The following is a 24,456-nucleotide window of genomic DNA, read 5'->3' as shown; positions in this document are numbered from 1 at the left end:
CCACCGCCTTGGAGGCCGGGCGGCATGGAGCCACCGCTTCCCCCGCCGAGGCCAGGCATGGATGACAGAGCTGACGATCCGCCGCCTCCCCCTGAAGGCGTGGAGGGAATTCCGAAGCCCCCGCCACCTCCGGGGGCAGTTGCCGCACCGTTGAGCGGCCCGCCACCTCCGCCGTTGCTGCCGCCGGCGAGGACGTGGGCTCCGCCGTTTCCGCCACCGCCCACTGTGGCGCCTGAGCCACCGTTAGCGCCGCCGCTCGGGCCGCCGTTGCCTCCGCCGTTTCCGCCGCTGCCGACTGTGGCGCCTGAGCCACCGTTAGCGCCGCCGCTCGGGCCGCCGTTGCCTCCGCCGTTTCCGCCACTCCCGACTGTAGCGCCCGGGTCGCCGCCTCCGCTGCCGGTGCTTCCGCCGCTGGCAGTCGCTGTGCCACCACCGGTTGGGGCGCCTCCGGCGGGTGTATTGGTGCCACCGGGTGCGGCGCCTGCTGGGCCGACCGTGCCGCCGCCGGGTGCGGTTTTGGTGCCGGCGGGCGTGGGGGCTGCTGGGCCGACTCCGCTGGGTGTGGCGCCTGCTGGGCCGACCGTGCCGCCGCCGGGTGCGGTTTTGGAGCCGGCGGGTGCGGTGCCGGTCGGGCCGACTCCCCCAGGAGAGCCGGTCTCGCCTGTTCCGTCGCCGGTGGTTCCTGCTGCGCCTGCTCCGCCGTCGTCACCCTGACCATTGGCGGTGACTCCGCCGGTTCCGGCGCCTGTAGCGCCGGCACCGCCGTCGGAACCGCCGCCCTTACGCCGTGTCCGGTTCACGTCGTCCGCGCTGATGTGCGGTGTCGGCGGTGTGCCAAAGCTTGCGCCGTGCTTCTCAAGCCACTTCTGGGCGTCTTCGTCGACGTCCATACCGTTGAACATCGCCTGGGTTGCGCTGACGATCGCACCATTGGCGTCAATGCTGGCACTCGTCGCCAAGGCGTTGGCTTCGGCGACCACGCGGTTAATCTCAGGCAGTTTGGATTCCACCGAGCCTTGGCGGGAGAGTATGTTATTGATCTCTTGGTTGCCTTGACGGGCAATCTCGGTCAGGCGGTCACGGAGATTGTTCACAGCGTCGGCAACCCTGCTGTTGGCGGCGCTTTTGGCGCGGCAGTCGTCACGAACTTTCCTTAGCCGCTTTATGCCCGTCCGCAGCTTGGCAATTATGTCATCAGCGGTATGGCCGCTGTTGTTTTGCCCAAAGAATGCGAGGACTTTGTCTAACTCGCTAGCTTCTTGTTCTTTGACGTCGGCATGGCCCGACCAGAAGCCGATTCCGAACGTCGGTTGAGTCGGCGGCGCGGGCCACGCTGCACCCACCAGCCAGGCTGACCATTTCCCGGGCGGAAGGTCACTCACCGCAGAGCTCTTCCATCTTTCCAACCTTGGCGTTCGTTGCGTCGATAGCGACTTGGTATTTCGCGGGATCCGCCAAGCTTCCCGTAGCTGCCATGTTCTGATAAGCGGCCGCTAAAGCGCGCGCAGCATCGCGATACTCCCCAGCTAGCGCCGGGTCTCGGGCCGCGGTTTCGAGCATGAGTGCACCGTTGATCATTGAGATTCTTGCCAGTGCAGTGTCGCCGTCCGGCGCAGTCTCGATGTGAGCAGCGCGTGATGCGAGCTTGTAGTTGTCGCACAGTTGTGCCTGGGCAGCGGCTTTCTCGGCCGCCGTATAGTCGGGTCGGGGCGACGGGCGGACGAGCGCAAAGATCGCCACAATCAAGGCAGCCAGAGCTAGCAAGCCAGTTAGTGCCGCGGGTGTTATCGCGGTCCGACGGTGCGGCTGAACTTGCGGCGGTATTGGCCAGGGCTGTGTCATGGTCACCTTGCGGATGGTAGACCCGTGGGGCAGTTCTTCGCTTACACCGCTGCTTCTCTTCGCTTACACCGCTGCTTCATCGGCTGAGCTGCGGTAGGCGTGATGCCGCTGGGTCCTGTTCATAACGCCTCCGGCATGTCTGGGCCGGTCCGCGCGGATAATCGGATTGCGGGTGTGGAGTGCCGCACCCGGTACTAGGTGCCAGCGGGCGAGCGGCAGGCTCGACGTCAAGATCAGGCAGGTCCATCTGACCGCCGACAAGCTACGGGCAGCCCGTCCCGAGGCCTTTCCGACTCGATCTTGACCCCCACCGCGCCAACGGTTTTCAGAATCCCAGCCGTAGACTGTGTGAGCGGTGGGTTGTCGTCCTAGTGAACAACAAAATCATAGAACCCCGCCTGAAGAGTCCGGGCTGAACCGCGCAGAAGCGTTACCGCACGCAGATCTTCCAGCCGTCGCCACGCTCCAGTCGCAGTGTGGGAGCGAGGTTTCCCGACGCCTCATTCTGCGAATCGAGGGTCACCGTGGCGACGTCACCGTCGATGTCGACCGCGCTGACCGTGGCGCGGGTCAGCCCGCCATCGGCTCGGGTTTTCTTCAGTAGGTCCATGACCGGGCCATCAGTGAATTGATCACGCATCGCCGGACACATCTGCTCTTTGTAGGCATCCCAATTCTGCGTGTTGTAGGCGTCTTGGAACGCCTGCACGGTCTGGCGGATCTGGTCGTCATCGGAGGACGGAGGAGGCGGTTCCGGAGCCGCCGGGGAAGGCGGTGCGACGGCCGGTGGTGCGGGGGAGGCGGAGTGCTCGGTAACAGGGGTTCCCGCGGTCAGCGATGAGCTGCACGACGTCACCAGCACGCTGGTGACCAGCAACGAACCGATGCTCGCATACCAGCGCCTGGATGCGATCACTGGACCTCCTGGTGGTAGTAGCAATTCAGGCTATTCCCGGCGGAGCTATCGGCTGGGCACGCGATCGCCGGTGGCGTTGACCAGCGCGGATACGTCATTGCCGCCGCGCGGAAGGCACTGTCGGATATCGATGAGCACATTGCCGCGCACGTTGATCCCGTGCTGGCAGACCGCGGTGCCGTCGCGCAGCCTGGCGGCCGAGGTGACGGTGCCGGCGAATGTCTGCGATTGGTCGAAGTCCCACGTCTGCGGCCCGCTGCCGGGGGCGGCGACGGTGATCGACTGGCCGGCGCAGCCCTGCCATTGCCGCTGCTGTTGCTGCAGTGATTGCACCGCGGCCATGTGCGTCGGGTAGGACACCACGGCCTGCACCACGCCTTCCTCGGTGGCCTTGCGGTTCATCGCGCGAAGGACCTGCACGGCGACTCCGGTCTGTCCGTGACCGCCCATAGCGCGCTCTTGCACGGGAGCCCAGGTGCCGACGCAGTCCGGGGCAGAGACGGCAGCAGCGTCATCGAGCAGGGTGCTGATGTCTTCTTCGAGAACCAACTCGTGTTCGGTGCTGCGGAGTTGGCCGGCCGGCAACAGAATCGGACGCAACGCTTCCGGTTGCACGTCGTCGGACGCCGCTCCCTGCGGGGCACCGGGTTCGGCCCCGGCAAGGGGAATTGTGGAGTGCGCCGGTGTATTCGACGTGACGACGGTGGTCGGCTCAGGGGGGCGCTCTCGGCCCGCCATCGTGGCGGCGGCTATCGATCCGGCCACCATCAGGACTGCCGCGGCGCCGCCGGCCAGCACCCACGTACGCCGCCGCGGCGAGGACGGCCGCTCAGGTTGGCGCACCGGAGTCGACTGCGGGGTGGCGTAATGCAACCCAGCCGGCAACTGGTTGGACAGTGCGGCCCGCGCCGCCTGGGCGAGCGCGCTTGCCGAGGGGAACCGAGCAGCAGGGTCCTTGGCCATGGCCGTGGCGATGACGACGTCGAGTGCCGGCGGCAGACTGGGGACAAAATCAGTGGGCCGCGGCGGCGGCTGATGGAGGTGGGCCATCATCACCGCGGCCATCCCGTTGGCCGAAGAGAACGGCGCGTAGCCGGTCAGCAGGGAAAACAGCGTGCAGCCCAGCGAGTAGATGTCGGCACGGCCGTCGAGGTGGGTGCCGGACAGGACTTCCGGTGCCGCGTAGGCGATGGTCGCCAGCACGGATCCGGTCGCGGTCAGCCCGACGTCGTCGAGGGCCCGCGCGATACCGAAATCGGCCAGCAGGGCGCGCTCGTCTGCGCCGGGTGTGCCCGTCAACAAGAAGTTGGCGGGCTTGACGTCGCGGTGGATGACGTTGCGGGCGTGGGCGTAGTCGAGGGCTTTGGCGACGTCGCTGACGATGTGCACAGCACGCTGCGGTGTCATGGTGCCGCTTCGTTGGGCCGCGTCGGCGTCGGTGCCGTCGACGAACTGCATGGCGATCCACAACTGGCCGTCCGCGGTCTGCCCGCGGTTGTAGACCGAAACGATGTGGGGATGGTCCAGGCCGGCGGCTACTTCGGCTTCGCGAATGAAGCGGGCGCGGAAGTCAGAATTGCGGGACAGCTCGGCGGAAAGGATCTTCAGCGCCTCGCGGCGGGGAAGTGTCGGATTGGCGGCGAGATACACCGTTCCCATGCCGCCGGTACCGAGTACCTGCTCGATGCGGTACCCGTCGACTACCTGCCCGGCGGTGAACATCGGCACCCCCGTCGGTCATCGGCGTCGCCCGTGTACCGCCGCATAGCGGAAAAGGCTACCGAGTCCGTGTCGCCGGACAGGCGAGATCCCCGCGGTGCCGGACGCTGACCCCTACTGCGCCAGCGGCTTATAGAACACCAGCCCGTTGCCCTTGTTGTCATAGACCACGGCGCGACGCTCGTGTGCGTCGTCGTAGGGGCCCTTGACGATCCCACCGCCACTGGCCTCGATGGCCTTGGCGGCGCCGTCGACGTCGTCGGTCTTGATGCCGACGACGACCTGGCCGTGGATGGGGTGGTCGACCGCGGTCGCCAACGCCAGGGTCACCGACCCGCCGTCGAGGGCGGCGAAGTGGGCGCCGTCGCGGAACTTCAGCGGCATGCCCAGGGTTTCGCTGTAGAACCTGATCGACTCATCCAGGTCGTCGGTGGACAAGACGATCATCCGAATGTCGTGGTCGCTCACGGTTACCTCCTGCCGACGGGACGTCCTTGCAGCCTAAGCCGAAGCGGCGCGCCGCCACCGGATCATCACGATCAAACACCGCGCCAGGCCTCCCGGGCCACCCGGTGGAAGTTGCCGCCGAGTACCGCGGCGATGTCGGCGCCGGCCCAGCCGCGTGCGGCAAGGTGCTCGCGCAGACCCAGCCAGGTCTCCGGCGGCATCCACTGGAATCGGCCCCCAACGGGTGTAGCTGTCGTCGAACAACTGGGGGTTGGCGGCCATCTCCTGGGTGAGTTCGGTCTGAGTGAACGAGTAATCGGTGCTGTCTCGTGGGCGAGACCATGGTGTCGGCGAAGCGTTGCGTGAATAGCCCGCGTTGACCGAGAGCAATCCTGCCCCTGCGGGCGGCACTAATCTGGCCAGATGGCGATTGACGTACGGCCCGCGAACAAGCCCGACATCGCACCGCTGGCGCACACGTTGGGGCGGGCGTTCTATGACGACCCGGTATCGATGTGGATGCTGCCCGACGACGCCTCTCGCACCGCGCAGCTGACGGCGTTCTTCGGTACCTCGACCCGGGTGCACCATCTGTCCGGCGGTGGGGTCGAGGTGGCCTATGACGGTGCAACCGTGGGGGCTGCGGCACTGTGGGATCCGCCCGACCGCTGGAAACAGTCCACGTGGTCACAGCTGCGGATGGTGCCCTCGCTGATCCGGTCCTTCGGCTTCCGTCTCTCGCAGGGCCGGGCGCTGTCGGATCTGTTGGATGCCAACCACCCTGAGGAGCCGCACTGGTATCTGGCGGTGATCGGCAGTGACCCGTCGGTGCGGGGGCGCGGCTTCGGGCAGGCCGTCATGCAGCCGCGGCTGGAGCGCTGCGACGCCGAGTCCTGCCCGGCGTATCTGGAGTCCAGCAAGGAAGAGAACGTGCCGTATTACGAGCGGTTCGGCTTCCGGGTGATCGGGGAGATCAGCTTGCCCAACGGCGGGCCGACGCTGTGGAAGATGTGGCGCGAGCCCCAGAACCCGTAGTAGTCACTCCCCGACCGAGTCGCCGAGCCGCTCGGCGGCCGCGAGGTAGTCCTGCGCGAACTCGAACACCACCTCGCGCGCGGGTTTGACCTTATTCATCAGGCCGACACCCTGGCCGACGAAATACGTGGCCAGGGCTTGCGCGCCGGGGTGCCCGGCGGCGGCGAGGGCGTCGACGCGGCGAAGCGCGGGCTCGGCCAGCATGGATTGCAGCGGCAGCGGCAGTGTCGCGTGGCCGGCTTCGTTGGGTCGCCAGGCATCGGTCCACTCCGAGACCAGCTGCCGGGCAGGCTTGCCGGTGCGCCCGGTGGAGCGGATGGTGTCGCGCGAGGTCGCCGCGAGCATCTTCTGCTTGGTGTGCGGGGCGGTTTCGGCTTCCTCGGTGGTCAGCCACACCGACCCCGTCCAGGCTCCGGCAGCGCCGAGGGCCACACACGCGGCCATCTGCCGGCCGGTGACGATCCCGCCGGCGGCGAGCACGGGGACGGCGTCGTCGATGGCGTCGATGACTTCGGGCACCAGCACCAACGTGGAGACCTCGCCGCAGTGGCCGCCGGCCTCGGTGCCCTGGGCGACGATGAGGTCGACACCGTGGGTCACCTGCTTGAGGGCGTGTTCCTTGGCACCGACGAGGGCAGCGACCGGGATGCCGTGGTCCTGACCGGACTTGATCATGTAGTCCGGCGGCACGCCGAGTGCGTTGGCCATCAGCCTGATGGGATGAGCGACGGCGACCTCGAGCAGCTGCTCTCCGGCACTGCCGGCGAGCATGGCCGGCCCCAAACGTGGCTTGTCATCGGGTTCGATGTCGTGCTCGGCCAACAGGTTTGCGATGAACGTCTGGTACTCAGCCGGGATCCGGTCAGACAGTTGACGGCCGGACAAGCTTTCGCCCTTACCTTCGAATTTGGCGGGCACGATGATGTCGATGCCGTAAGGCTTGCCCTTCACCTGCTCGTCGATCCAGCTCAACTCCTGATCGAGTTGTTCAGGGGTGTAGGCGGCACCGCCGAGGACGCCGAAACCGCCAGCATTCGTCACGGCGGCCACCACGTCGCGGCAGTGGCTGAAGGCGAACAGCGGGAAGTCGATGCCGTACTGCTCGCAAATGGGAGTCTTCACGGGTCCGCCGCTCGTTCACTGGAATGGGCTTCCAGGACGGTATCGCAGCGAAGGCGGATCAGCCCACCAGTGCGTCGATGTCGACCAGCAGGGGCAGGTCGGCGTCGACAAGGTCGGGGACCGCGACCGTGTGGCCGGCCAACAGCGCCGCCACCGAATCGGAGAACTCGGCGCTGCCCGGCAGCGGCAGCGGTGCGTCTTCCGGCGGGATGACGCCGGCCCCGGTCAGGTAGGCCACCGCTCTGCCCAAGTCCGTCGCGACGTCTGCGACCACACCTCCGACGGTGTTGAGCAACCACTGGGCGCCCTGAGCCAGCCCGCTGATCAGGAAGATGTCCTGGTCGATGATCGTCTGCAGGAAGTTGCTGATGGGCGGAAGCAGGTAGCTGCCGATGAAGAAACCGGCTCCGCCGGCCAGCGCACGGATGCTCAACATGATGTTGGTGCCGATGTCGGGGTAGCCGTAGCTGTTGATCGCATCGGTGAGGGATTGCTTGAGATCGACCGGCATGATGAAGCCGTTCAGAATCTCCGGGTCGGTTTGCATCGGGACGCCGTCGAAGTCCGAGCGCATCTGGATTCCGAAGGCCTGCAGGATCGTGGGCGTGATGTCGACGGTCTGGTAACTGAGGTTCTGGCCTCCGGCCTGGTCGTCATTTCCGGCCAGCGAGAACATGACGAAACTCGACGTCTCGTTGGGCGTCTGGAAGCCGTGGCCGAGGCTGAAACCCGGCAGGGTCACCGTCTGCTGGTGGCCGTGGTCGGTCACGGCGATGATCGTCCAGCGGTCACCGGTGGCCGCCTCGGCCTGGGCGACCGCCTCCAGGATCTGTTTGAAGTTGGCGCCGACGTTGATGACGGCTTCCTTGTACTCCTCCGACCCGCCGCTGTAGGAGTGTCCGGCGTGGTCGACCTGGGACTGGTAGGAGAACATGAACGTCGAGGTGTCCGGGTTCTCCGTGGTCGCCAGAATCCTGGCGACGGTCTCGTCGGTGACCAGCGCGTCCATCTCCGCCGAGGTGGAACCACCGGTGATGCCGATGATGTTGTCGGCGGGATAGCCGCCCGTGGAGGCCATCTCGGTGAACAGGCCCCGACCGGAGATGACCGTGGTGTCGACCTCCGGCTTGTGGTACTCGATCAGGTTGAACACCGACGGCCAGGTGGTGTAGGGCTCGGGCCGGTAGACGTTGCTGACCACCCCGTGCTTGTCGTCCCAGACCCCGGTGAGGATCGTCGACCACGACGGCGTCGACATCGTTTGATGGCCGGCGATGGTCGTGGCGGCGGTGACGCCCCGATCCATCAGCATCTTGAATCCGCTGTCGTCGTTGTAGGCGTACTCGAGGATCTTGTCGAGGTTGGTGCCATCGGTGCCCAGCAGCAGCACATGTTCGGCGGCAAGCAGCCAATCGGCGGTCACGGTCGACAAGCCCACCTGCGTCCCCACCGCCGCGCCGGCTCCGGCTACCAGGCCGGCGACGGCGGTACCACACAGGATCTGCTTGAGCGTTGTCATGGTGTGTCAGCCCAGCAGCGCGTCGACGTCGAGCAGCAGCGACAGGTCGAGGTCCCCGATGTCGGGGGCGGTAAAGGTGTCGCCGGCCAGCAGCGACTCCAACGATCCGGTGAACTCGGCGGCCCCCGGCAGCGGCAGCGGCGCGTCGGTCGGGGCGATCACGCCCGACCCGAGCAGATACGCGAATCCGTGTGCCACCGTGTTGGTCACGTTCACCGTCAGACCGCCGAAGAACTCGTTGATCTGCTGGGCGACCTCGGCCAGCCCGCTGATCAGGAAGATGTCCTGGTCGACGATCGACTGTAGGAAGGTGTCGATCTCGGTCACAAACTTGTCGAGGAAGTACGGCACGGACCCGATCACCGTCCGGATGGCCAGCGTGATGTCGTTGCCGATGTTCGGGTAGCCGTACATCGCGAGAGCGTCGAGCAGCGACTGCTTGAGATCGGTGGGCTCGACGATGCCGTCCAACACGGCCGGGTCGTTCACCAGCGAGACCCCGTCGAAGTCTGAGCGCAGCGGGATGCCGAACAGCGACAGGATCGTCGGGGTGATGTCCACCGTGGAGTACCCCAAGCTTTGGCTGCCGTCGTTCGCGTCATCGCCGGCCTGGTCGAAGATGACGAACGACGATGTCTCATTGGGCGATTGGAAGCCGTGGCCGATGCTGAGGCCGGGCAGGGTCACCGTCTGCTGATGGCCGTGGTCGGTGGTGAGGATGATCGACCAGTCGTCGCCGGTGATCGACTGCACGTGGGCGATCGCGGCCAGGATCTGTTGGATATTGGCCCCGAGGTTGATGATGGATTGCATGTATTCTTCCGACCCGCCGGCGAACGAGTGTCCCGCGTGGTCGGCCTGCGACTGGTAGGAGAACAGGAAACTCGAGATGTCATCCGGATTGTCCTCCGTGCCCAGGATCTGGGCAATGGTGAGCGCGGTGACCAGCGCGTCAGAGTCGGCCGGGCTGTCCCCCGCCGGGACGAAGATGTTGTTGTCGACCGAGTAGCCGCCCGCGCCGGCCAATTGGTTGAGGTACTCCCAGTTGCTGATGATCGTGGTGTCGACCTCCGGCTTGTTGTACTCGATGAGGTTGAACACCGTCGGCCACTGGTTGTACGGCTCGGGCCGGAACAGGTTGTTGAAGACACCGTGCTTGTCGTCCCACACGCCGGTGAGGATCGTCGACCATGACGGCCCGGATAGCGTCGTGTGATTGGTCAGGCTCGCCGCTCCGGTGATGCCCTGGTCCATCGCCGTCTTAAAGCCGCTGTCGTCGTCGTAGGCGTACTCCAGGACCTTGGAGAGGTTGACGCCGTCGAGGCCGATCAGCAGCACGTGCTCGGCGGCGAGCAGCCAGTCGGCGGTCACCGCGGACAACCCGGCCGGCGCGCCGACGGCCGCTCCGGTCGCGGCGACCATGCCGGCGACGGTTGCACCACACAGGAACTGCTTGATTGTCGTCACGTTCGGTGTCCCTCGTCGAAGTTGCGCAGGTCAGTTGCGCGAGACACTAGCAGAAGCCCAGGAAAAACTCAGATTTCCGGTTCGTTCACTTATTTACCCAGGATGTTACTGAGTATTCTGTGGAGTCGCTGCGGGTTAAAGCGCCGAACCGGCCGTCTGGGACTAGCGAATCTCCTCGCCACTGGCCAACGTCGCCCGGAACTGCATCACCCGGTAGGGCCAGCCCGCCGCGGTGTTCCACTGCGACACCAGCAGGCCCACCCCGCCGGTGCGGTCCACCCGTGAACCCGGTAGGACATAGCCGCCGTAGAGCTGGGCGACCCGGGAGCCGGCGTGGTCCTCGCGGTCCCAGCTGCAACCGATCACCGGCAGTTGCAATGGCACAGAAGCTAATTCGGAGGCGGGGGAGTCCAGCACCCGGTAACCCAGCGCATAGCGCGAGGACACGAACCCGCCGAGCACCCAGGTTCCGGCCGCCAGCCGCCGCAACGACAGCTCGCCCCAGGTCTCGCCGGGCGGGGTGATCGGCACCGGGGTGCTGCCCCAGGCCCGCCGGCCGCCTCGGTATCCCCAGCCGGAGTACTTGGCGGGGTTGCCGATGTCGGCGGGGCGCACCCGCCGCAAGATGACGCCCTTGTTGCGCTGAAACCCGGTTGAGACCACATACACCCAGCCGTCGTCGGGGTCGTAGTCCCAGGACCAGCACTGCGCGTGCCCGCGGTGTCGCCGCGCCGGAAACCGCGTCCCGATGTTGTGCCAGGTGGTCCCGCTGTCGGCGGACTGCCAGATCTCGGTCCAGGCGACGTTGCCGAAGCCGCGGTTGACGATCGCGTGCAAGTAGAGCAGCTGGTCCACCCGCAACAGATCGGAGGGGATCACCGTGCTGATCGAGCCGCGGTCCAGTCGCGAAACCGGCTCGCTGTGCCGGTAGTGCCACAGCTGCCGGGCGTAGTCGCCGTCGGGGCCGCCCGCGCGCCGGTAGCGAATCCGGTGGTCGGCATCGCCGGTGCCGATAAGGATCACCGGGGAGCGCCAATCACCTCGGCCGACTTTGTCGCCGGCGAAGGTGTCGCCGAACACCGATACCAGCGAGCCGTCGGGTGCCAGCACCGAGGCGCCCAGGTCCGCGCACGTCACGCCCCACTGGTCGGTGATGCCCGGACCGGTGACGTCGGCCAGCTTGCCGGGAACGTGGCGTGCTGCGAGGCTCACCGCTCAGGGCTTGCTGCGCCAGCCGCCGACAGCCAGCGCGATCATCCGGAGTTGTTTGACGGCGACTTGTTTGATCTCGGCGAGGGTCTCCTCGTCCGGGGCCTCCTCGATGGCCTCGGCGGTGACGGTCATCGCGTTGACGAACAGCCCCGCCAGGATGTTCAGATCCTCGGTGCTCCACGCGCTCAACGCCGGGAAGCGCGCCAGGTCGGTGGCCAGCTCAGCGGTTATCAAGCGGATCTCGGTGCGGATCGCATAGCGCAGCACTGTCATTCCGCTGAACCGCTCCCGGTTGATGAACCGCCAGTGCTCGCGGCGCGACGCGACGCTGTCGGCAAGTACCTCCACGGAGGACTCGATGACCCGGTTGGGGTCGACCCCCCCCGGTCCGGGCGTCGCGCAGCGTATCGCGCAGCGCCCCGAAGGACTCGTCGATGAGCACCAGCCCCAGCGCGTCCATCGACTCGAAATGGCGGTAGAACGCCGCGGGCACGATGTGGGCGGCCCGGGTCACCTCGCGCAGGCTCAGCGCGCTGAAGCTGCGTTCCTCCAGCAGCGTCAGCGCCGCGCTGATGATGGCGCGGCGGGTGGCCTCTTTGCGCTCCTCGCGTGACACCCGCTCCGGTCGTTCGGGCCGGGCTGGACGCTCGGGACGGGGCGGCCGCGGTGGCCTGGTTCGTCCCGAGCGTGAATTGGGCGTACGACTGTTCACTGGATGTGAAGCGTAACACAGCCGGTCGATAGCACTTGACGCATCGTAAACAAGTGTTCACTGTGTACATATGTTCACTCAAACGTTGACGCGGCGGGTACTGGGCTCCAGCCTGGTCGACCTGCTCACCGGTCCCCACGGGGTCGACCGCTACACCGAACTGGTGTCTCCGACCTGGACCCGCAACGACGCCCGCGCCCGGGTCGTCGCCGCGCGGCGCGCCACCCCACGCAGCGTGACCCTGCTGCTGGAACCCAACGACGCGTTCGGCGGTTTCAAGGCGGGCCAGCACATCAACCTGTCCGTCGAGATCGACGGGCGGCGGCGCACCCGGTGTTACTCGCCGGCCAGCCCCGAAGGGCAGCGGCTCATCGAGCTCACCATCGGGCGCCACGAGGGCGGGCTGGTCTCCGAGTACCTCTACCGCAACGCCCGGCCCGGCATGGTCGTCGGCCTGGACAACGTCGGCGGCGACTTCGTGCTGCCGGCGATCCGCCCGCGGCGCATCCTGTTGGTCTCCGGCGGCAGCGGCATCACGCCGGTGATGTCGATGCTGCGCACCCTGCTCGCCGAACGCTATGCGGGCCGGGTGACGTTCATCCATTACGCGCGCACTCCCGAGGAGGCCTGCTACCGCGACGAACTCGCCGGGATGCCGCGGGTGCAGGTGCTGCACGGCTACACCCGCGCACCGGACGCCGGCGATCTGCGGGGCTACTTCGACGGCGAGCATCTGCGGGCGGCCGGACCGGAGCCGGATGCGGTGTACGTGTGCGGCCCGCCGGCACTCGTGGCCGCGGTGCGCGAGCAGCGGCCCGACGCGATCTCGGAGAGCTTCGTGCCGCCGCAATTCACCGCCGACCCGTCCGGTGGCCGGGTCACCTTCCTCGGCAGCACCATCGCGGTGGTCGACGACGGGCGGTCACTGCTGGAGCAGGCCGAATCGGCCGGACTGCAACCGGCCAGCGGATGCCGGATGGGCATCTGCCACAGCTGCACCTGCCGCAAAGCCGGTGGCACGGTGCGAAACCTGATCACCGGGGCGCTCTCGACCGCCGAGAGCGAAGACATCCAGATCTGCGTGTCGGTGCCCGTCGGCGACGTCGAAATCGATCTGTAGGACCAATGACCATCCGTGAGTGGGAATCACACGACGCCACCACCGAGTGTTGCGTCGGGAGATTCCGAGTCGCGGGAAACGACCAGTAAAGGAGCCAACCATGACGCAGTCAGTCCTCGAGCGGCCGCAGACCGAACAGCCGCAGGCCGGCGATCGCCCAGGCCTCCCGGCCAACCTCGACGCCTTCGGCGCCGAACTCGACGCCATCCGCCAGGGTGTGCTCGACGACCTTGGCGAACGCGACGCCGACTACATCCACCAGATCATCAAGGCGCAGCGCACGCTGGAGGTCGGCGGGCGCGCGCTGCTGTTCTTCAGCATCATCCCGCCGGCCTGGCTGGCCGGCACGGTGATGCTGGGGCTGTCGAAGATCCTCGACAACATGGAGATCGGCCACAACGTCATGCACGGCCAGTACGACTGGATGGGTGAACCGGCGTTGTACGGCAAGCACTTCGAGTGGGACACCGCCTGCCCCGCCGACCAGTGGCGGCACTCGCACAACTACATGCACCACACCTACACCAACATCGTCGGGATGGACCGCGACGTCGGCTACGGGATCCTGCGAATGAGCGAGAAGCAGCCTTGGGAGCCCTACTTCCTGGGCAACCCGCTCTACGCCTTCCTGCTGATGGTGCTGTTCCAGTACGGGGTGGCGGTGCATGAGTTGGAGACCGAGCGCATCCGCGCCGGGGAGATCGGATTGGCCGACAAACGCGAAATGCTGCGGGAGACCTGGCAGAAGGTGCGTCGCCAGACCCTCAAGGACTACGTCGCGTTCCCGCTGCTGGCCGGCCCGTTCGCCCCGCTGGTGTTCGCCGGCAACCTGACCGCCAACCTGATGCGCAACGTGTGGGCCTACACCATCATCTTCTGCGGTCACTTCCCCGACGGCACACAGGAATTCACCGTCGAGGAGGCCGAGAACGAGTCACGCGGCATGTGGTACTACCGTCAGATCCTGGGTTCGGCGAACCTGACCGGCGGCAAGTGGTTCCACATCCTGACCGGCAACCTGTCGTTCCAGGTGGAGCACCACCTGTTCCCCGACCTGCCGGCGCACCGCTACGCCGAGATCGCACCGCAGGTGCGCGAGATCTGCGAGCGTTACGGCGTCCCGTACAACACCGGGCCGCTGCTCAAGCAGTTCGGCAGTGTGGTCCGCAAGATCTGCAAACTGGCGCTGCCCTGGACGTGACCGGCTACTCGACGCCGACGGTGACCTCGGTCGACTTGATGAACACCGTCGCCGGCTGACCGACCTTGAGGTCGAGTTCCAGGGCGGCATCGCGGGTGACCGACGAGGTGATCACCTGCTCGCCGCCGTCGAGGCGGATCTTGACCACCGCCATGACCGACCCGACATCCAAGTCGGCGATGGTTCCGGTGAGCTGGTTACGCGTTGAGAGTCGCATGGCGGTCCTCCGGATTCTGCGATGCGCCTGACGGGTCAACGGTAGATCAGCGCCGAGGGCCGAGCAGGGCAATCGACGCATCGACCGCCGGCTCGATGATCGCGCCGATGTCGGAGCCGTCCTCGACGGCCAGCGCGGTCAGCTCTCGCAGCCCGCCCAGCAGGATCACCGCCAGCGCCGGGCTCAACGGCGGCAGGTCCGCACGGCGAAACCCCGGGCTGCCACTGAGCTCGACGAGCAGATTCGACATCAGGTCCAGGCCGCGCCGCTGGGCCGGTCGCGCCACCTCACCCAGCGACGGCAGTTCCCGGATCCAGCTCAACGTGATGGCGGGTCGGGCTTGGATCTGGGCGACGTAGGCGCCCACCGCCTGCCGGATCTGCTCCTGCCAGTCGGCCTGCGGATCGACCGCGGCGCGGATCCGCTGGGCCAGTGCCTCATTGTCGGCGCGCAACAACTCCAGGAAGCACTCCTCCTTGCTGGCGAAGCGGTCATAGAAGGTCCGTTTGGAGGTGCGGGCGGCGCGCACGATATCGGCGACGGTGCTGGCCCGGTAGCCACGCTCGGCGATCGCGTCGGCAAGTCCCTCGAGCAGCCGGCGGCGAAACGGGTCGGCGGTTTCCGTCACTTCGCCCTCGGTTGCCAGCGTCATCATCGCCGCACCTTTCCCGTCAAGCCTTGCCAGTCCTTGGTACTAGAGAGTACCGTGTTCGACAAGCGTTTGGTACGCGTCGGTACCACGGATCGCCTCGGGAGGCATCGCATGACCCAGACGGTTACCAGCCAGACCACGCAGCGACTCGACGCCGCGGATTCACCGGCGATCAAGCTTCCGCCGAAGCCGCGGATTCCCAAGGTGGTGAGCGGCTTGCTGTTCACCCTGGACCGGCGCCGGCTGATGGGCGCCCTGACGCGTCGCTATGGAGCCGCCTTCACCATCGACAGCCCGGTGTTCGGGCCGACGGTCTTCGTGACCGAACCGGATCTGGCCAAGCAGGTGTTCCTGGCCAACCCCGAGGACCTCGGCAACATCCAGCCCAACCTGTCCCGGATCCTCGGGCCCGGCTCGGTGTTCGCGCTCGACGGTGCCGAGCACCGCCGCCGTCGCAATCTGTTGAGCCCGCCGTTCCACGGCAAGAGCATTCGGGCCTACGAGCAGATCGTCGTCGAGGAGACGCTGCGGGAGATCGCCGACTGGCCGATCGGCAAACCCTTCGAAACGCTGTCGCCGATGAACCGGATCACCCTGAACGTGATTCTGCGGGCGATCTTCGGGGCCGAAGGCGCTGAACTGGACCAGTTGCGGGTAGGCCTGCCCAAGTGGGTGACGCTCGGCTCCCGGCTGGTGGCACTGCCCCTGCCGGTCCGCAACTACGGGCGGTTCACCCCGTGGGGCCGATTGGCGGCGTGGCGTGAGCAGTACGAAGCGATTCTGGACAAGCTGATCGCCGACGTGCGCGCCGACCCGGACTTCGAGAACCGCACCGACGTGCTGACCCTGCTCCTGAGCAGCAGCTACGACGACGGTACGGCAATGACCCGCCAGGAGATCGGCGACGAACTGCTGACCTTCCTGGCGGCCGGCCATGAGACCACGGCGTCGACGATGGCCTGGGTGTTCGAGCGGCTGAGCCGCCACCCGCGGCTGCTCGACGAGCTCACCGCCGAGGCCGACACCGACGAGAACAGGTTGCGCCGCGCCACGATCCGCGAGGTCCAGCGGGTGCGCACCGTGATCGACTTCGCCGGCCGGCACGTCTATGCGCCCAGCGTCCAGATCGGCGACTGGGTCATTCCCCGCGGGTACGGGGTGATTGTGGGGATCAACCAGATCCACCAGAATCCCGCCGTGTTCGCCGAGCCGGACCGCTTCGATCCGCGGCGCTACCTCGACGGCAGCCCGTCGGCATTCGAATGGCTGCCCTACGGCGGCGGCAGCCGGCGTTGCCCGGGCTCGGCGTTCGCCAACCTGGAGATGGATCTGGTGCTGCGAACCGTGTTGCGGCACTTCACTATCGAGCCGACCGCGGCGGCTGGGGAGAAGTACCACTCCCGGGGAGTGGCGTTCACTCCGAAGAACGGCGGGCGAATCACCGTACGACGCCGCGGCTAAGATGCGCTGATGAGCGACCAGGCCGAGCAACGTGTCGAGATGTTCAACGCCGCGATCGAGCACACCATCCCGGCCGCGCATCGGATGGGGGTGCAGGTCGTCGAGGTCGGCGATGGCTACGCTGCGGCCACCGTCCCGTTCGAGGGCAACGGCAACCACTTCGGGGTGGTCTATGCCGGCGTGCAGTTCACCGTGGCCGAGGTCCTCGGCGGCATCATCGCGTTGAGCAGTTTCGACACCGCCAAATACTTCCCGCTGGTGAAGAACATCGACATCTCGTTCGTCGGGATGGCCCGTTCGCAGCTGCGCGCCGAGGCCCGCCTCGACGCCGGCGAGATCGCCCGGATCGGCGCCGAGGCCGCCGAACGCGGCAAGGCCGACTACACGCTGGAGGCCGTGGTCACCGACGCCGACGGCAACACCGTCGCCACCACCCGCGGGCTGTATCAGCTGCGGACCCACGGCCAGTAGCGGCCGTTAGGACTGGCGCTGCAGCTGCCAGTCCGGCCGGATGTAGTGGCAGGTGTAGCCGCCGGGGAACCGTTCCAGGTAGTCCTGGTGCTCGGGTTCGGCCTCCCAGAAATCACCGGCCGGGCTGACCTCGGTCACCACCTTGCCCGGCCAGCGCCCGGACGCGTCCACCTCGGCGATGGTGTCCAGCGCGGTCTGTCGCTGCTCGTCGTCGAGGTAGAAGATCGCCGAACGGTAGCTGGTCCCGACGTCGTTGCCCTGCCGGTTGCGGGTGGTCGGGTCGTGGATGGCGAAGAAGAACTCCAGCAGGCTGCGGTAGTCGGTCGCCGAAGGGTCGTAGCTGATCTCGATGGCCTCGGCATGGGTGCCGTGGTTGCGGTAGGTGGCGTTCGCTACGTCGCCGCCGGTGTAGCCGACTCGGGTGGCCACCACGCCGGTTTGCTTGCGGATCAGGTCCTGCATGCCCCAGAAGCAGCCGCCGGCCAGGATCGCTCTCTGGTAATCAGTCATGTCCCCGATTATCCCGGCTCAGGCAGCGCCCGCCAGGGGATAGGACCGATAGCTGGTCAACACCGCGCTCGGCTCCCGGCGCGGCGGCGCCTGCGCCGTCAAGTCGGCGAACCGGTCGAACAGCGCGAGCAGTCCCAGGCGGATCTGCATCCGGGCCAGCGGGGCGCCCAGGCAGACGTGCGGGCCGAACCCGAAGCCCAGGTGGCCGGTCTGCGGCCGGGCCAGGTCGAGGCGGTCGGGGTCGGGAAACACGGCCGGATCCCGGTTGGCGGCGGCCAGCCCGAGCAGGATCGGGGCGCCGGGGTCGATGACGGCCCCGCCCTTCCCGCGGCCGAGCTCGATGGGCGCCTCGGCAACCCGGGAGATCATCATGGCCGGGCTGATGAGCCGGACCAGTTCGTCGACGGCGTGCGGGGCGGCCCCGGCGTCGGCCAGCAGGCGCCGTTGCCCGGGATTCTCGATCAGCAACGCGGTCGCCCCGGTGAGTACCGCCGTGGTGGTGTCGTGCCCGGCCGACAACAAGAAGATGGCGTTGTGCAGCAGTTCGTCGTCGGACAGTGGCAGCCCGCTGGCGGCCACCACCGACAGCAGGTCGTGGCCCGGGTCGGCGCGGCGCAGCGCCAGCAGGTCGGCGAGCAGGTCCTTCATCCCGGCCGCGGCGTCGTCGGCGGCGGTGAACACCGACCGGGGTGCCGCCGGTTCCAGCGCCGCGATCAACGCCATCGACCAGTCCTGCAGGTTGTCCAGTTCGCTGTCGGGCACCCCCAGCAGGGTGGCGATGGCCCCCAGCGGTAACGGCTTGGCGAACTCGGCCACCAGGTCGAAGCCGGCCGGGTCGAGCGCGGCCGCCAACGACCGGGCGCGGGCGGCGACCTCGGATTCGAAGGAGGCCAGTGCGCGCGGGGTGAACGCCCGCGACAGCGGTGCCCGCAGCCGGCGGTGGTCGTCGCCGGACCGGTAGAACAGGTTGTGCTCGACGTGGGTCAGATAGGGCCGGCCGGGATCGAGCTTGCTGCGGTACAGGTTTCGCCGGTCGGTGCCGGCGCGTTCATCGCGCAGTATCGCCAGCACGTCGGCATGACGAGTCAGTACCCACAGCCCCTGGCTGTTGCGGTGTACCGGGTCGGCATCGGCGAACCGCCGCTGATACGTCAGCGGGTCGGCATGCAGGTCCGGGTCGCGGAAATCGAAGTCGAGCGCGGCCATCAGGTTCGTTCGGCGATCCAGGACGCCACCAGATCGGCGCAGACCGTTCGGCTGTCGGTGGGCTGCTCGAAGTAGTGGTCGCCGGCGATGAGATGCAGTTGCTTGTCGGTGCTGGCCAACGAGTCGTGGATGTGGTGGGCGTCGCTGGGGAAGACGCCGGTGTCCGCGGTGCCCTGAATCACCAAGGCGGGCAACGTGATCCGTCCCAGGTGCGGGGCGCCCTGACAGAACGAGGTCTGTAGGCTCCACATCGACAGCCAGGTCCGCAGCGTGCAGTGCGCGGCGATGTTGTACGGCGCCCGGTTGGCGCGCCGCGGATCGCCCAGGTAGCACCGGTTCAGTGGACGGTCCGACGGGTCGATCGAGGCATCCAGGTAGCGCGGGTCGGCCCACACCCGATGCACCGAGAACGAGCGATCGTAGGTTCCGGCGGCGTTGAGTCGCTGCAACTCCGCCTGCGCCCACGAGGTGATCCGGTCGTTGCGGTCCCGCTGCGCCTGGCGGTAGCGGGCGAGGAACTCCGGTGTGTACGGCGGCGCGTTCTGCTCGGCGTACATGTCCAGGGCCGGGTCGCACGACAGCGGGTCGGACTCGTCGGTCACCGACGGGTCCATCCAGGCCGTCAGCACCTCCGGACGGCCGGCGTGGGCCTGGGTGGAGACGTACAGGTCGCCGGGCGGCAGACTGTTGACCGCATCGGGTACCGGACCGCCGCCGACCGCCGTGATGTGCGGGTCGACGGCTTGCGACTGGTAGGCGGCCATCAACGACCCGCCCCCGGAGTTGCCGAGCAACACCACCACCTCGACGCCGGCTTGCTCGCGCAGCCACTGCACCCCGGCCGCGATGTCCAGCAGCGCGTGTTCGAGCAGGAAGATCGATTCACCGCTGCGGAACCGGGTGTTCCAGCCCAGGAAGCCGTAACCGCGTTCGGCGATCAGCGGCGCCAGGTAGTGCTCGGCGAAGTCCACGTTGTAGTGGCTGGCGATCACGGCCACCTTCGGCTTGGCCCCGGCCGGAGTCCAGTACAGCCCCTGGGCGGGGTGATACCCGGCCGGGTTCACCGCCCCGGTTGCCGATGTCAGCGAAACGAATTCGCGCGTTACCGCCACTGCACCACTCCTTATTGTCATGAACCTTGTTCGCGCCAGCTCACCGAGCGATACCAGGTGTCGGTGAGCGTTTTGATCGCCGCTTCGTCGTCGAGCTCGCGGCCCGCCACGTCACCGCCGGCCACCAGCCAGACATAGGTGAAGTGGTTGAGCATGGCGACGATGGCCGAGCCGACCAGCTCCGGGTCCGCGTCGGTCCCGTAGCCCTTGCGCTGGGCCATCCGCACCGTCTGCGCCACCCAGTCGATCGCGTCGGCGCACATGTCCCGCCAGCGCTGGGCGAACTCGTCGTTGATCATCGCCAGCTGGAACACCCCGACCATCACCCCGAGGTGGTCGCGGTAGGTCTCCCAGTGCGCGCGCACCGATTCCTCGATGATGCCCCGCAGATCCTGGCCCGGGTGCAACGCCTGCACCGCACGGCTTTTGGCCAAAGCCCGGAAGTCCTCGGCCAGCGATGCCAGCAGGTCTTCCTTGGATTCGAAGTAGTGGTAGAACGACGCCGGCGAGCGCTTGGCGGCCGAGGTGATGTCGGTGATGGTCGTCTTGAAGAAACCCTTGCGGGCGATCACCTCGCGGGCGGCCTGTTCCAGCCGTGCTTGGGTGTCGCGGCCCCGGACGGTGGGACGGCTGTCGGCGGGCGCCCCGGCCCGGGCCGTCACGCCGGTTCCGTCGCGTCGAGGCCGGCCACCAGCTCGGCCAGCCGGCGTTCACCGGCCGGGGTCTGGCCGCCGGCGGCCAGGAATCGCTGCATCTTGGGCAGCGCCTCGCCCCGGCCGAGCACCTCGGCGAACGCCGAACGCTCCGCCGCCAGACCGGTGTGGATGTCCGGAGCGGCCAGGGTGGCCTTGATGGCGGCGATGTCGGCCAGCGGCACCGTGGCGATGCGCCCCACCAGCCGGTCGATGAACGCCGCGGCGCCGCCCGCATCCAGCGCCCGGTTGACCAGCCCGTAGCGTTCGGCGAGTTCGGCGTCGAGGTCGTCGTGGGCCAGCATGACCTCCAGTGCCCGGCCCCGCCCCAGCAGCCGGTGCAGGTGTTGCGGGCCCGAGCCCGCGGGGATGACCCCGATCCCGGTCTCGATCTGGTTGAACACCGCCCGGCCGGTGACCGCGAACCGCAGATCCAGGTTCACCAGCAGTTCCATTCCGCCGCCGGCCACCCGCCCGGCGACCACCCCGACGGTGACCTGATCGAGTGCCCGGAACGCGCCGACCAGGTCCTGGAACGAGCCGACCGCGGCCTCGGGATCGTCGGCCGAGGCCTGCAGCAGTGCCAGGTCGACGTGCGCGATGAAGAAGTCAGGGTTTGCGCTTTGCAGCACCACCACCCGCACGTCGCTGCCGGCCGCGCTGCGCAACCAGTTCACCAGCCGCCACAGGTCGCCCATCATCGCGGCGTCCATCAGATTGAGCTCGCCGTGGTCGATGAGTACCCGGGCCACCGGCCCATCGTGGGCGACGGCGAGCGTCGTCAGCGAGTCGAGACCCATGCGAGCCGCTTCAACCGAGCCGGGTGGTGTTCGAGCGGGACGTGACCACCTTGGGGTCGGCCGCCCGTTCGGTGCTGGTCAGCAGCGCATGCGCCTGCTCCGGGTCGCGCTCGAAACCCGGTGTGTCCCGGCATAACTCGACCATGATGCCGTTGGGGTCCAGGTAGTACAACGAGTGGCACCAGCCGTGGTCGACGTCCATCAGCGCTTTGATGCCGGCGGCGTCCATCCGGGCGCGGACTTCATTCTGCTTCTCCTCGCTGGCCCGGAACGCCACGTGATTCACCCACACCGGCAAGCCGTTCGGGCGCGACAACGAACTCGACCAGTCGGGTTTCTCACCGACGCCGTGCAGGTCGAAGAACGCGATACACGAGCCGTCGCCGAGGTCGTAGAACACGTGCCGGAAGAAGCCGTCCTGCAGTTGTTCGACCTCGGTGTGGACCAGCGGGAACCCCAGCAGGTCTTGGTAGAAGCGGTGCGTCGCCTCCAAGTCGGCGCAGGCGTAGGCGGCGTGATGCAGCCCGACGGCCGGTTTGCTGGACGTCACGGCGATCTCCTTCTGACCAGTGGGTCGACGGCGTCACCGTAACACCGATCCGAATATAAACCCAGATTCGAATGCGACCGCCCTCGACAACTCCGATAGAACGTGTTCTAGTTCTTCGCATGACGAACCCGCAGTTCAGCCGCGCCGAGCTCGCGGCCGCATTCGAGATCTTCGAGCAGACCGTCGCCCGCGCCGCCGAAACCAAGGACTGGGACGCCTGGGTGAGCCACTACACCCCCGACGTCGAATACGTCGAGCACGCGATGGGCACCATGCACGGCCGCGAGGAGGTGCGGCCCTGGATCCGCCAGACGATGTCGACCTTCCCGGGTAGCTACATGACCGAGTTCCCGTCGTTGTGGACGGTCATCGACGAGGCGCGCGGGCGCATCATCTGCGAACTGGACAATCCGATGCGCGATCCCGGCGACGGCACCGTCATCAGCGCCACCAACATCTCGATCGTCACCTACGCCGGCGACGGCCTGTGGTGCCGGCAGGAGGACATCTACAACCCGCTGCGCTTCGTCGCCGCGACCATGAAGTGGTGCCGCAAGGCCCAAGAGCTGGGCACCCTGGACGACGAGGCGGCCGCCTGGATGAAGCAGTTCGGAGGGAATGCGTGAAGGCTCACCCCAAGCTTGTCATCGGTGCCAACGGATTCCTCGGCTCACACGTCACCCGCCAGCTCGTCGACGCCGGTGAAGACGTCCGGGTCATGGTGCGCCCGAGCGCCAACACCATCGGAATCGACGACCTCGACGTCACCCGGTACCACGGCGATGTGTTCGACACCGCCACGCTGCGCGAGGCGATGACCGGCTGCGACGACATCTACTACTGCGTCGTCGACACCCGCGCCTGGCTGCGCGATCCGGCCCCGCTGTTCCGCACCAACGTCGAAGGGCTGCGCAACGTGCTCGATGTGGCGATCGAGGAGCCGGTCGCCGCCGGCCTGCGCCGGTTCGTGTTCACCAGCAGCTACGTCACCGTCGGCCGTCGCCGCGGCCATGTCGCCACCGAGACCGACCAGATCGACCGCCGCCGACTGACCCCCTACGTGCGGTCCCGGGTGCAGGCCGAAGACCTGGTGCTGCGCTATGCGGCCGACGCCGGACTGCCGGCGGTGGCGATGTGCGTATCGAGCACCTACGGCGACGGCGACTGGGGCCGCACCCCGCACGGCGCGTTCATCGCCGGCGCCGTCTACGGCAAGCTGCCGTTCGTGATGGACGGTATCCGGCTGGAGGCCGTCGGGGTCGACGACGCCGCGCGGGCGCTGATCCTGGCCGCCGAGCACGGCCGCAACGGTGAGCGGTACCTGATCTCCGAGCGCATGATCACCAACGGCGAGATCATTGCGATCGCGGCCGACGAGGCCGGGGTGCCGCCGCCGGCGCGGTCGATCTCGGTGCCGATGCTGTATGCCCTGGGGGCGCTGGGCGCGCTGAAGGCCGGGCTGGGCCGCAAGGACGCCGAGTTGTCGTGGAAGTCGGTCCGGATGATGCGCGCGGAGTCCGAAGTCGACCACTCCAAGGCGGTGCGCGAGCTGGGCTGGCAGCCCCGGCCGGTGGAGGAATCGATCCGGGAGGCGGCGCGTTTCTGGATGAAACTGCGCGATGCCAGGAAGCGAGGGACCGCCGCATGACCCAGCACGACTCGGGCAGCCGACCTGTCCACATCCCGACCGCCGAATACCCGATCACCGTGACCCCGACCGGCCGGCACGTCACGGTGCGTGTGGGCGGCGAAGTCGTCGCCGAGACCGACCATGCGCTCACCCTGCAGGAGGCGGATCGCCCTGCGGTGCAATATATTCCGATGGACGACGTCAATGGTGAGCTGTTGAGCCGCACCACGACGTCCAGCTACTGCCCGTTCAAGGGCGACGCCGCCTACTACACCGTCACCACCGCGGCCGGCCAGACCGTCGCCGATGTGATCTGGACCTACGAACAACCGTTTCCGGCTGTCGCCGCGATCGCCGGGCATATCGCCTTCTACCCGGACAAGGCCGACATCAGCGTCGGCCAGGACTAGATCGGCCTAGATTCCGAGCACTTCACCGGCGAACCGGGTCTCGGTGTACTCGCGCACCGACACAATCCGGCCGTCGTGGCAGTCGACGATGAACACCAGCGGGCTGTCGTAGTGGCCGCCGTCGGCGGTGACACAGTCGCCGTGCGCCTCGATCACCACGGTCTCGCCCTCGTTGATGCAGCGGGTCAGATCCAGCGTGATTCGCAGGCCGTGGCGGCGCTCCTCCACCTGCTGGCGCAGGGCGTCCGCGTCGATCGCCTGGCGGGTCAGGATGCTCCAGTAGCTGAAGTCGTCGCTGACCAGGGTGAAGATCTCGTCCAGGTCATCATCGCCACAGAGGCCCTGCAGGAACATCCACGCCAATTCCGCCTGCGGATCGTCGAACGGGGTGGCCACGTCTTCATCGTGGCGTGGCGACGCGAAGCGGTCAACG

General features: G+C 67.5%; 27 protein-coding genes and 1 pseudogene. 9 read left to right on the top strand and 19 right to left on the bottom strand.

Annotated elements, in window-relative coordinates; genetic code table 11:
• Window positions 1-848 precede the first annotated feature (848 nt).
• Complete coding sequence (locus tag G6N19_RS21230) at window positions 849-1,157, top strand: hypothetical protein (RefSeq protein WP_232062584.1); 309 nt, start codon at window positions 849-851, stop codon at window positions 1,155-1,157.
• Between the two features lie 217 nt (window positions 1,158-1,374).
• On the opposite strand, the gene G6N19_RS08755 is transcribed toward G6N19_RS21230, so the two are convergent.
• The 5 genes from G6N19_RS08755 to G6N19_RS21775 form a co-directional block, all read right to left on the bottom strand.
• A complete protein-coding gene (locus tag G6N19_RS08755; protein WP_193466345.1) occupies window positions 1,375-1,842 on the bottom strand; it encodes a hypothetical protein in 468 nt (155 codons plus the stop codon).
• A 430-nt stretch (window positions 1,843-2,272) separates the two neighbouring features.
• Window positions 2,273-2,758, bottom strand: coding sequence for a nuclear transport factor 2 family protein (locus tag G6N19_RS08750; RefSeq protein WP_193466151.1), 486 nt, complete (start codon window positions 2,756-2,758; stop codon window positions 2,273-2,275).
• Window positions 2,759-2,803: 45 nt separating this feature from the next.
• Window positions 2,804-4,480 carry a serine/threonine-protein kinase PknH/PknJ gene (locus G6N19_RS21565; protein WP_041316649.1) on the bottom strand — a complete coding sequence of 559 codons (1,677 nt, stop codon included), beginning with the start codon at window positions 4,478-4,480 and terminating at the stop codon, window positions 2,804-2,806.
• A 111-nt stretch (window positions 4,481-4,591) separates the two neighbouring features.
• On the bottom strand, window positions 4,592-4,924 hold the full coding sequence (locus G6N19_RS08740) for a VOC family protein (RefSeq protein ID WP_408632491.1): 333 nt from the start codon (window positions 4,922-4,924) through the stop codon (window positions 4,592-4,594).
• A gap of 92 nt (window positions 4,925-5,016) precedes the next feature.
• Complete coding sequence (locus tag G6N19_RS21775; protein WP_193466149.1) at window positions 5,017-5,145, bottom strand: membrane dipeptidase; 129 nt, start codon at window positions 5,143-5,145, stop codon at window positions 5,017-5,019.
• Window positions 5,146-5,347: 202 nt separating this feature from the next.
• Between G6N19_RS21775 and G6N19_RS08730 the strand changes: the two genes are divergently transcribed.
• Window positions 5,348-5,959, top strand: a complete 612-nt coding sequence (locus tag G6N19_RS08730; RefSeq protein WP_013827013.1) for a GNAT family N-acetyltransferase — start codon at window positions 5,348-5,350, stop codon at window positions 5,957-5,959.
• A gap of 3 nt (window positions 5,960-5,962) precedes the next feature.
• Here G6N19_RS08730 and G6N19_RS08725 read toward each other — a convergent pair whose 3' ends face one another.
• The 5 genes and pseudogenes from G6N19_RS08725 to G6N19_RS08705 form a co-directional block, all read right to left on the bottom strand.
• Window positions 5,963-7,081, bottom strand: coding sequence for a nitronate monooxygenase (locus G6N19_RS08725; protein ID WP_193466148.1), 1,119 nt, complete (start codon window positions 7,079-7,081; stop codon window positions 5,963-5,965).
• A gap of 58 nt (window positions 7,082-7,139) precedes the next feature.
• A complete protein-coding gene (locus tag G6N19_RS08720) occupies window positions 7,140-8,600 on the bottom strand; it encodes an alkaline phosphatase family protein (RefSeq protein ID WP_083037078.1) in 1,461 nt (486 codons plus the stop codon).
• Window positions 8,601-8,606: 6 nt separating this feature from the next.
• Window positions 8,607-10,067 (bottom strand): alkaline phosphatase family protein, encoded by a 1,461-nt coding sequence (locus G6N19_RS08715; protein WP_193466147.1) that lies wholly within the window; start codon window positions 10,065-10,067, stop codon window positions 8,607-8,609.
• A gap of 162 nt (window positions 10,068-10,229) precedes the next feature.
• On the bottom strand, window positions 10,230-11,279 hold the full coding sequence (locus tag G6N19_RS08710) for a DUF4185 domain-containing protein (RefSeq protein ID WP_193466146.1): 1,050 nt from the start codon (window positions 11,277-11,279) through the stop codon (window positions 10,230-10,232).
• Window positions 11,280-11,282: 3 nt separating this feature from the next.
• Window positions 11,283-11,991, bottom strand: a pseudogene (locus G6N19_RS08705) (TetR family transcriptional regulator).
• Between the two features lie 70 nt (window positions 11,992-12,061).
• On the opposite strand from G6N19_RS08705, the gene G6N19_RS08700 reads away from it, so the two are divergent.
• Window positions 12,062-13,111 (top strand): flavin reductase family protein, encoded by a 1,050-nt coding sequence (locus G6N19_RS08700; protein ID WP_193466145.1) that lies wholly within the window; start codon window positions 12,062-12,064, stop codon window positions 13,109-13,111.
• A gap of 100 nt (window positions 13,112-13,211) precedes the next feature.
• A complete protein-coding gene (locus G6N19_RS08695) occupies window positions 13,212-14,312 on the top strand; it encodes a fatty acid desaturase family protein (protein WP_083037090.1) in 1,101 nt (366 codons plus the stop codon).
• A gap of 4 nt (window positions 14,313-14,316) precedes the next feature.
• On the opposite strand, the gene G6N19_RS08690 is transcribed toward G6N19_RS08695, so the two are convergent.
• Window positions 14,317-14,529 carry a TOBE domain-containing protein gene (locus tag G6N19_RS08690; RefSeq protein ID WP_013827021.1) on the bottom strand — a complete coding sequence of 71 codons (213 nt, stop codon included), beginning with the start codon at window positions 14,527-14,529 and terminating at the stop codon, window positions 14,317-14,319.
• Window positions 14,530-14,575: 46 nt separating this feature from the next.
• Window positions 14,576-15,181, bottom strand: a complete 606-nt coding sequence (locus G6N19_RS08685) for a TetR/AcrR family transcriptional regulator (RefSeq protein WP_083037160.1) — start codon at window positions 15,179-15,181, stop codon at window positions 14,576-14,578.
• A gap of 111 nt (window positions 15,182-15,292) precedes the next feature.
• Here G6N19_RS08685 and G6N19_RS08680 point away from each other — a divergent pair, with 111 nt between their 5' ends.
• The gene (locus tag G6N19_RS08680; RefSeq protein WP_013827023.1) at window positions 15,293-16,642 is read left to right on the top strand and encodes a cytochrome P450; all 1,350 of its coding nucleotides are present in this window, start codon (window positions 15,293-15,295) and stop codon (window positions 16,640-16,642) included.
• Between the two features lie 9 nt (window positions 16,643-16,651).
• Complete coding sequence (locus G6N19_RS08675; RefSeq protein WP_013827024.1) at window positions 16,652-17,113, top strand: PaaI family thioesterase; 462 nt, start codon at window positions 16,652-16,654, stop codon at window positions 17,111-17,113.
• A 6-nt stretch (window positions 17,114-17,119) separates the two neighbouring features.
• On the opposite strand, the gene msrA is transcribed toward G6N19_RS08675, so the two are convergent.
• The 6 genes from msrA to G6N19_RS08645 are packed head-to-tail and all read right to left on the bottom strand — an operon-like array spanning window position 17,120 to window position 21,983.
• Window positions 17,120-17,623: a peptide-methionine (S)-S-oxide reductase MsrA gene (gene msrA, locus G6N19_RS08670; protein WP_013827025.1), complete on the bottom strand. Its 504-nt coding sequence runs from the start codon at window positions 17,621-17,623 to the stop codon at window positions 17,120-17,122.
• A gap of 18 nt (window positions 17,624-17,641) precedes the next feature.
• A complete protein-coding gene (locus G6N19_RS08665) occupies window positions 17,642-18,829 on the bottom strand; it encodes a cytochrome P450 (RefSeq protein ID WP_013827026.1) in 1,188 nt (395 codons plus the stop codon).
• Window positions 18,829-19,962 carry an alpha/beta hydrolase gene (locus tag G6N19_RS08660; RefSeq protein WP_041316654.1) on the bottom strand — a complete coding sequence of 378 codons (1,134 nt, stop codon included), beginning with the start codon at window positions 19,960-19,962 and terminating at the stop codon, window positions 18,829-18,831. Before G6N19_RS08660 ends, G6N19_RS08665 begins: the two co-directional genes overlap by 1 nt.
• Complete coding sequence (locus G6N19_RS08655; RefSeq protein ID WP_193466144.1) at window positions 19,959-20,603, bottom strand: TetR/AcrR family transcriptional regulator; 645 nt, start codon at window positions 20,601-20,603, stop codon at window positions 19,959-19,961. The genes G6N19_RS08660 and G6N19_RS08655 overlap by 4 nt, the downstream gene beginning before the upstream one ends.
• Window positions 20,600-21,433 carry an enoyl-CoA hydratase/isomerase family protein gene (locus G6N19_RS08650; RefSeq protein ID WP_013827029.1) on the bottom strand — a complete coding sequence of 278 codons (834 nt, stop codon included), beginning with the start codon at window positions 21,431-21,433 and terminating at the stop codon, window positions 20,600-20,602. Before G6N19_RS08650 ends, G6N19_RS08655 begins: the two co-directional genes overlap by 4 nt.
• Window positions 21,434-21,443: 10 nt before the next feature.
• Window positions 21,444-21,983: a VOC family protein gene (locus G6N19_RS08645; RefSeq protein WP_193466143.1), complete on the bottom strand. Its 540-nt coding sequence runs from the start codon at window positions 21,981-21,983 to the stop codon at window positions 21,444-21,446.
• Between the two features lie 119 nt (window positions 21,984-22,102).
• Here G6N19_RS08645 and G6N19_RS08640 point away from each other — a divergent pair, with 119 nt between their 5' ends.
• The 3 genes from G6N19_RS08640 to G6N19_RS08630 are packed head-to-tail and all read left to right on the top strand — an operon-like array spanning window position 22,103 to window position 24,023.
• Window positions 22,103-22,609, top strand: coding sequence for a nuclear transport factor 2 family protein (locus G6N19_RS08640; protein ID WP_013827031.1), 507 nt, complete (start codon window positions 22,103-22,105; stop codon window positions 22,607-22,609).
• Window positions 22,606-23,631, top strand: a complete 1,026-nt coding sequence (locus G6N19_RS08635) for an NAD-dependent epimerase/dehydratase family protein (RefSeq protein ID WP_193466142.1) — start codon at window positions 22,606-22,608, stop codon at window positions 23,629-23,631. Before G6N19_RS08640 ends, G6N19_RS08635 begins: the two co-directional genes overlap by 4 nt.
• Entirely contained in the window at window positions 23,628-24,023 is a 396-nt protein-coding gene (locus G6N19_RS08630; protein ID WP_013827033.1) for a DUF427 domain-containing protein, read from the top strand. Before G6N19_RS08635 ends, G6N19_RS08630 begins: the two co-directional genes overlap by 4 nt.
• A 6-nt stretch (window positions 24,024-24,029) precedes the next feature.
• On the opposite strand, the gene G6N19_RS08625 is transcribed toward G6N19_RS08630, so the two are convergent.
• Window positions 24,030-24,419, bottom strand: coding sequence for a nuclear transport factor 2 family protein (locus G6N19_RS08625; protein WP_013827034.1), 390 nt, complete (start codon window positions 24,417-24,419; stop codon window positions 24,030-24,032).
• Window positions 24,420-24,456 lie beyond the last annotated feature (37 nt).

Source organism: Mycobacterium novum (assembly GCF_010726505.1).
GTDB lineage: Bacteria > Actinomycetota > Actinomycetes > Mycobacteriales > Mycobacteriaceae > Mycobacterium > Mycobacterium algericum.
Note: the sequence above shows the minus strand (reverse complement) of the source record. Positions and strands in the feature narration are given on the sequence as shown.

Bases quoted from the DNA above. Each gene is read 5' to 3' on its own strand.
- G6N19_RS21565 (WP_041316649.1), bottom strand. From the start codon at position 4,480: ATGTTCACCGCCGGGCAGGTAGTCGACGGGTACCGCATCGAGCAGGTA.
- G6N19_RS08720 (WP_083037078.1), bottom strand. From the start codon at position 8,600: ATGACAACGCTCAAGCAGATCCTGTGTGGTACCGCCGTCGCCGGCCTG.
- G6N19_RS08640 (WP_013827031.1), top strand. From the start codon at position 22,103: ATGACGAACCCGCAGTTCAGCCGCGCCGAGCTCGCGGCCGCATTCGAG.
- msrA (WP_013827025.1), bottom strand. From the start codon at position 17,623: ATGACTGATTACCAGAGAGCGATCCTGGCCGGCGGCTGCTTCTGGGGC.
- G6N19_RS08685 (WP_083037160.1), bottom strand. From the start codon at position 15,181: ATGACGCTGGCAACCGAGGGCGAAGTGACGGAAACCGCCGACCCGTTT.
- G6N19_RS08700 (WP_193466145.1), top strand. From the start codon at position 12,062: ATGTTCACTCAAACGTTGACGCGGCGGGTACTGGGCTCCAGCCTGGTC.
- G6N19_RS08660 (WP_041316654.1), bottom strand. From the start codon at position 19,962: ATGACAATAAGGAGTGGTGCAGTGGCGGTAACGCGCGAATTCGTTTCG.
- G6N19_RS08740 (WP_408632491.1), bottom strand. From the start codon at position 4,924: ATGATCGTCTTGTCCACCGACGACCTGGATGAGTCGATCAGGTTCTAC.
- G6N19_RS08695 (WP_083037090.1), top strand. From the start codon at position 13,212: ATGACGCAGTCAGTCCTCGAGCGGCCGCAGACCGAACAGCCGCAGGCC.
- G6N19_RS21775 (WP_193466149.1), bottom strand. From the start codon at position 5,145: ATGCCGCCGGAGACCTGGCTGGGTCTGCGCGAGCACCTTGCCGCACGC.
- G6N19_RS08755 (WP_193466345.1), bottom strand. From the start codon at position 1,842: ATGACACAGCCCTGGCCAATACCGCCGCAAGTTCAGCCGCACCGTCGG.
- G6N19_RS08730 (WP_013827013.1), top strand. From the start codon at position 5,348: ATGGCGATTGACGTACGGCCCGCGAACAAGCCCGACATCGCACCGCTG.
- G6N19_RS08630 (WP_013827033.1), top strand. From the start codon at position 23,628: ATGACCCAGCACGACTCGGGCAGCCGACCTGTCCACATCCCGACCGCC.
- G6N19_RS08680 (WP_013827023.1), top strand. From the start codon at position 15,293: ATGACCCAGACGGTTACCAGCCAGACCACGCAGCGACTCGACGCCGCG.
- G6N19_RS08690 (WP_013827021.1), bottom strand. From the start codon at position 14,529: ATGCGACTCTCAACGCGTAACCAGCTCACCGGAACCATCGCCGACTTG.
- G6N19_RS08650 (WP_013827029.1), bottom strand. From the start codon at position 21,433: ATGGGTCTCGACTCGCTGACGACGCTCGCCGTCGCCCACGATGGGCCG.
- G6N19_RS08665 (WP_013827026.1), bottom strand. From the start codon at position 18,829: ATGGCCGCGCTCGACTTCGATTTCCGCGACCCGGACCTGCATGCCGAC.
- G6N19_RS08675 (WP_013827024.1), top strand. From the start codon at position 16,652: ATGAGCGACCAGGCCGAGCAACGTGTCGAGATGTTCAACGCCGCGATC.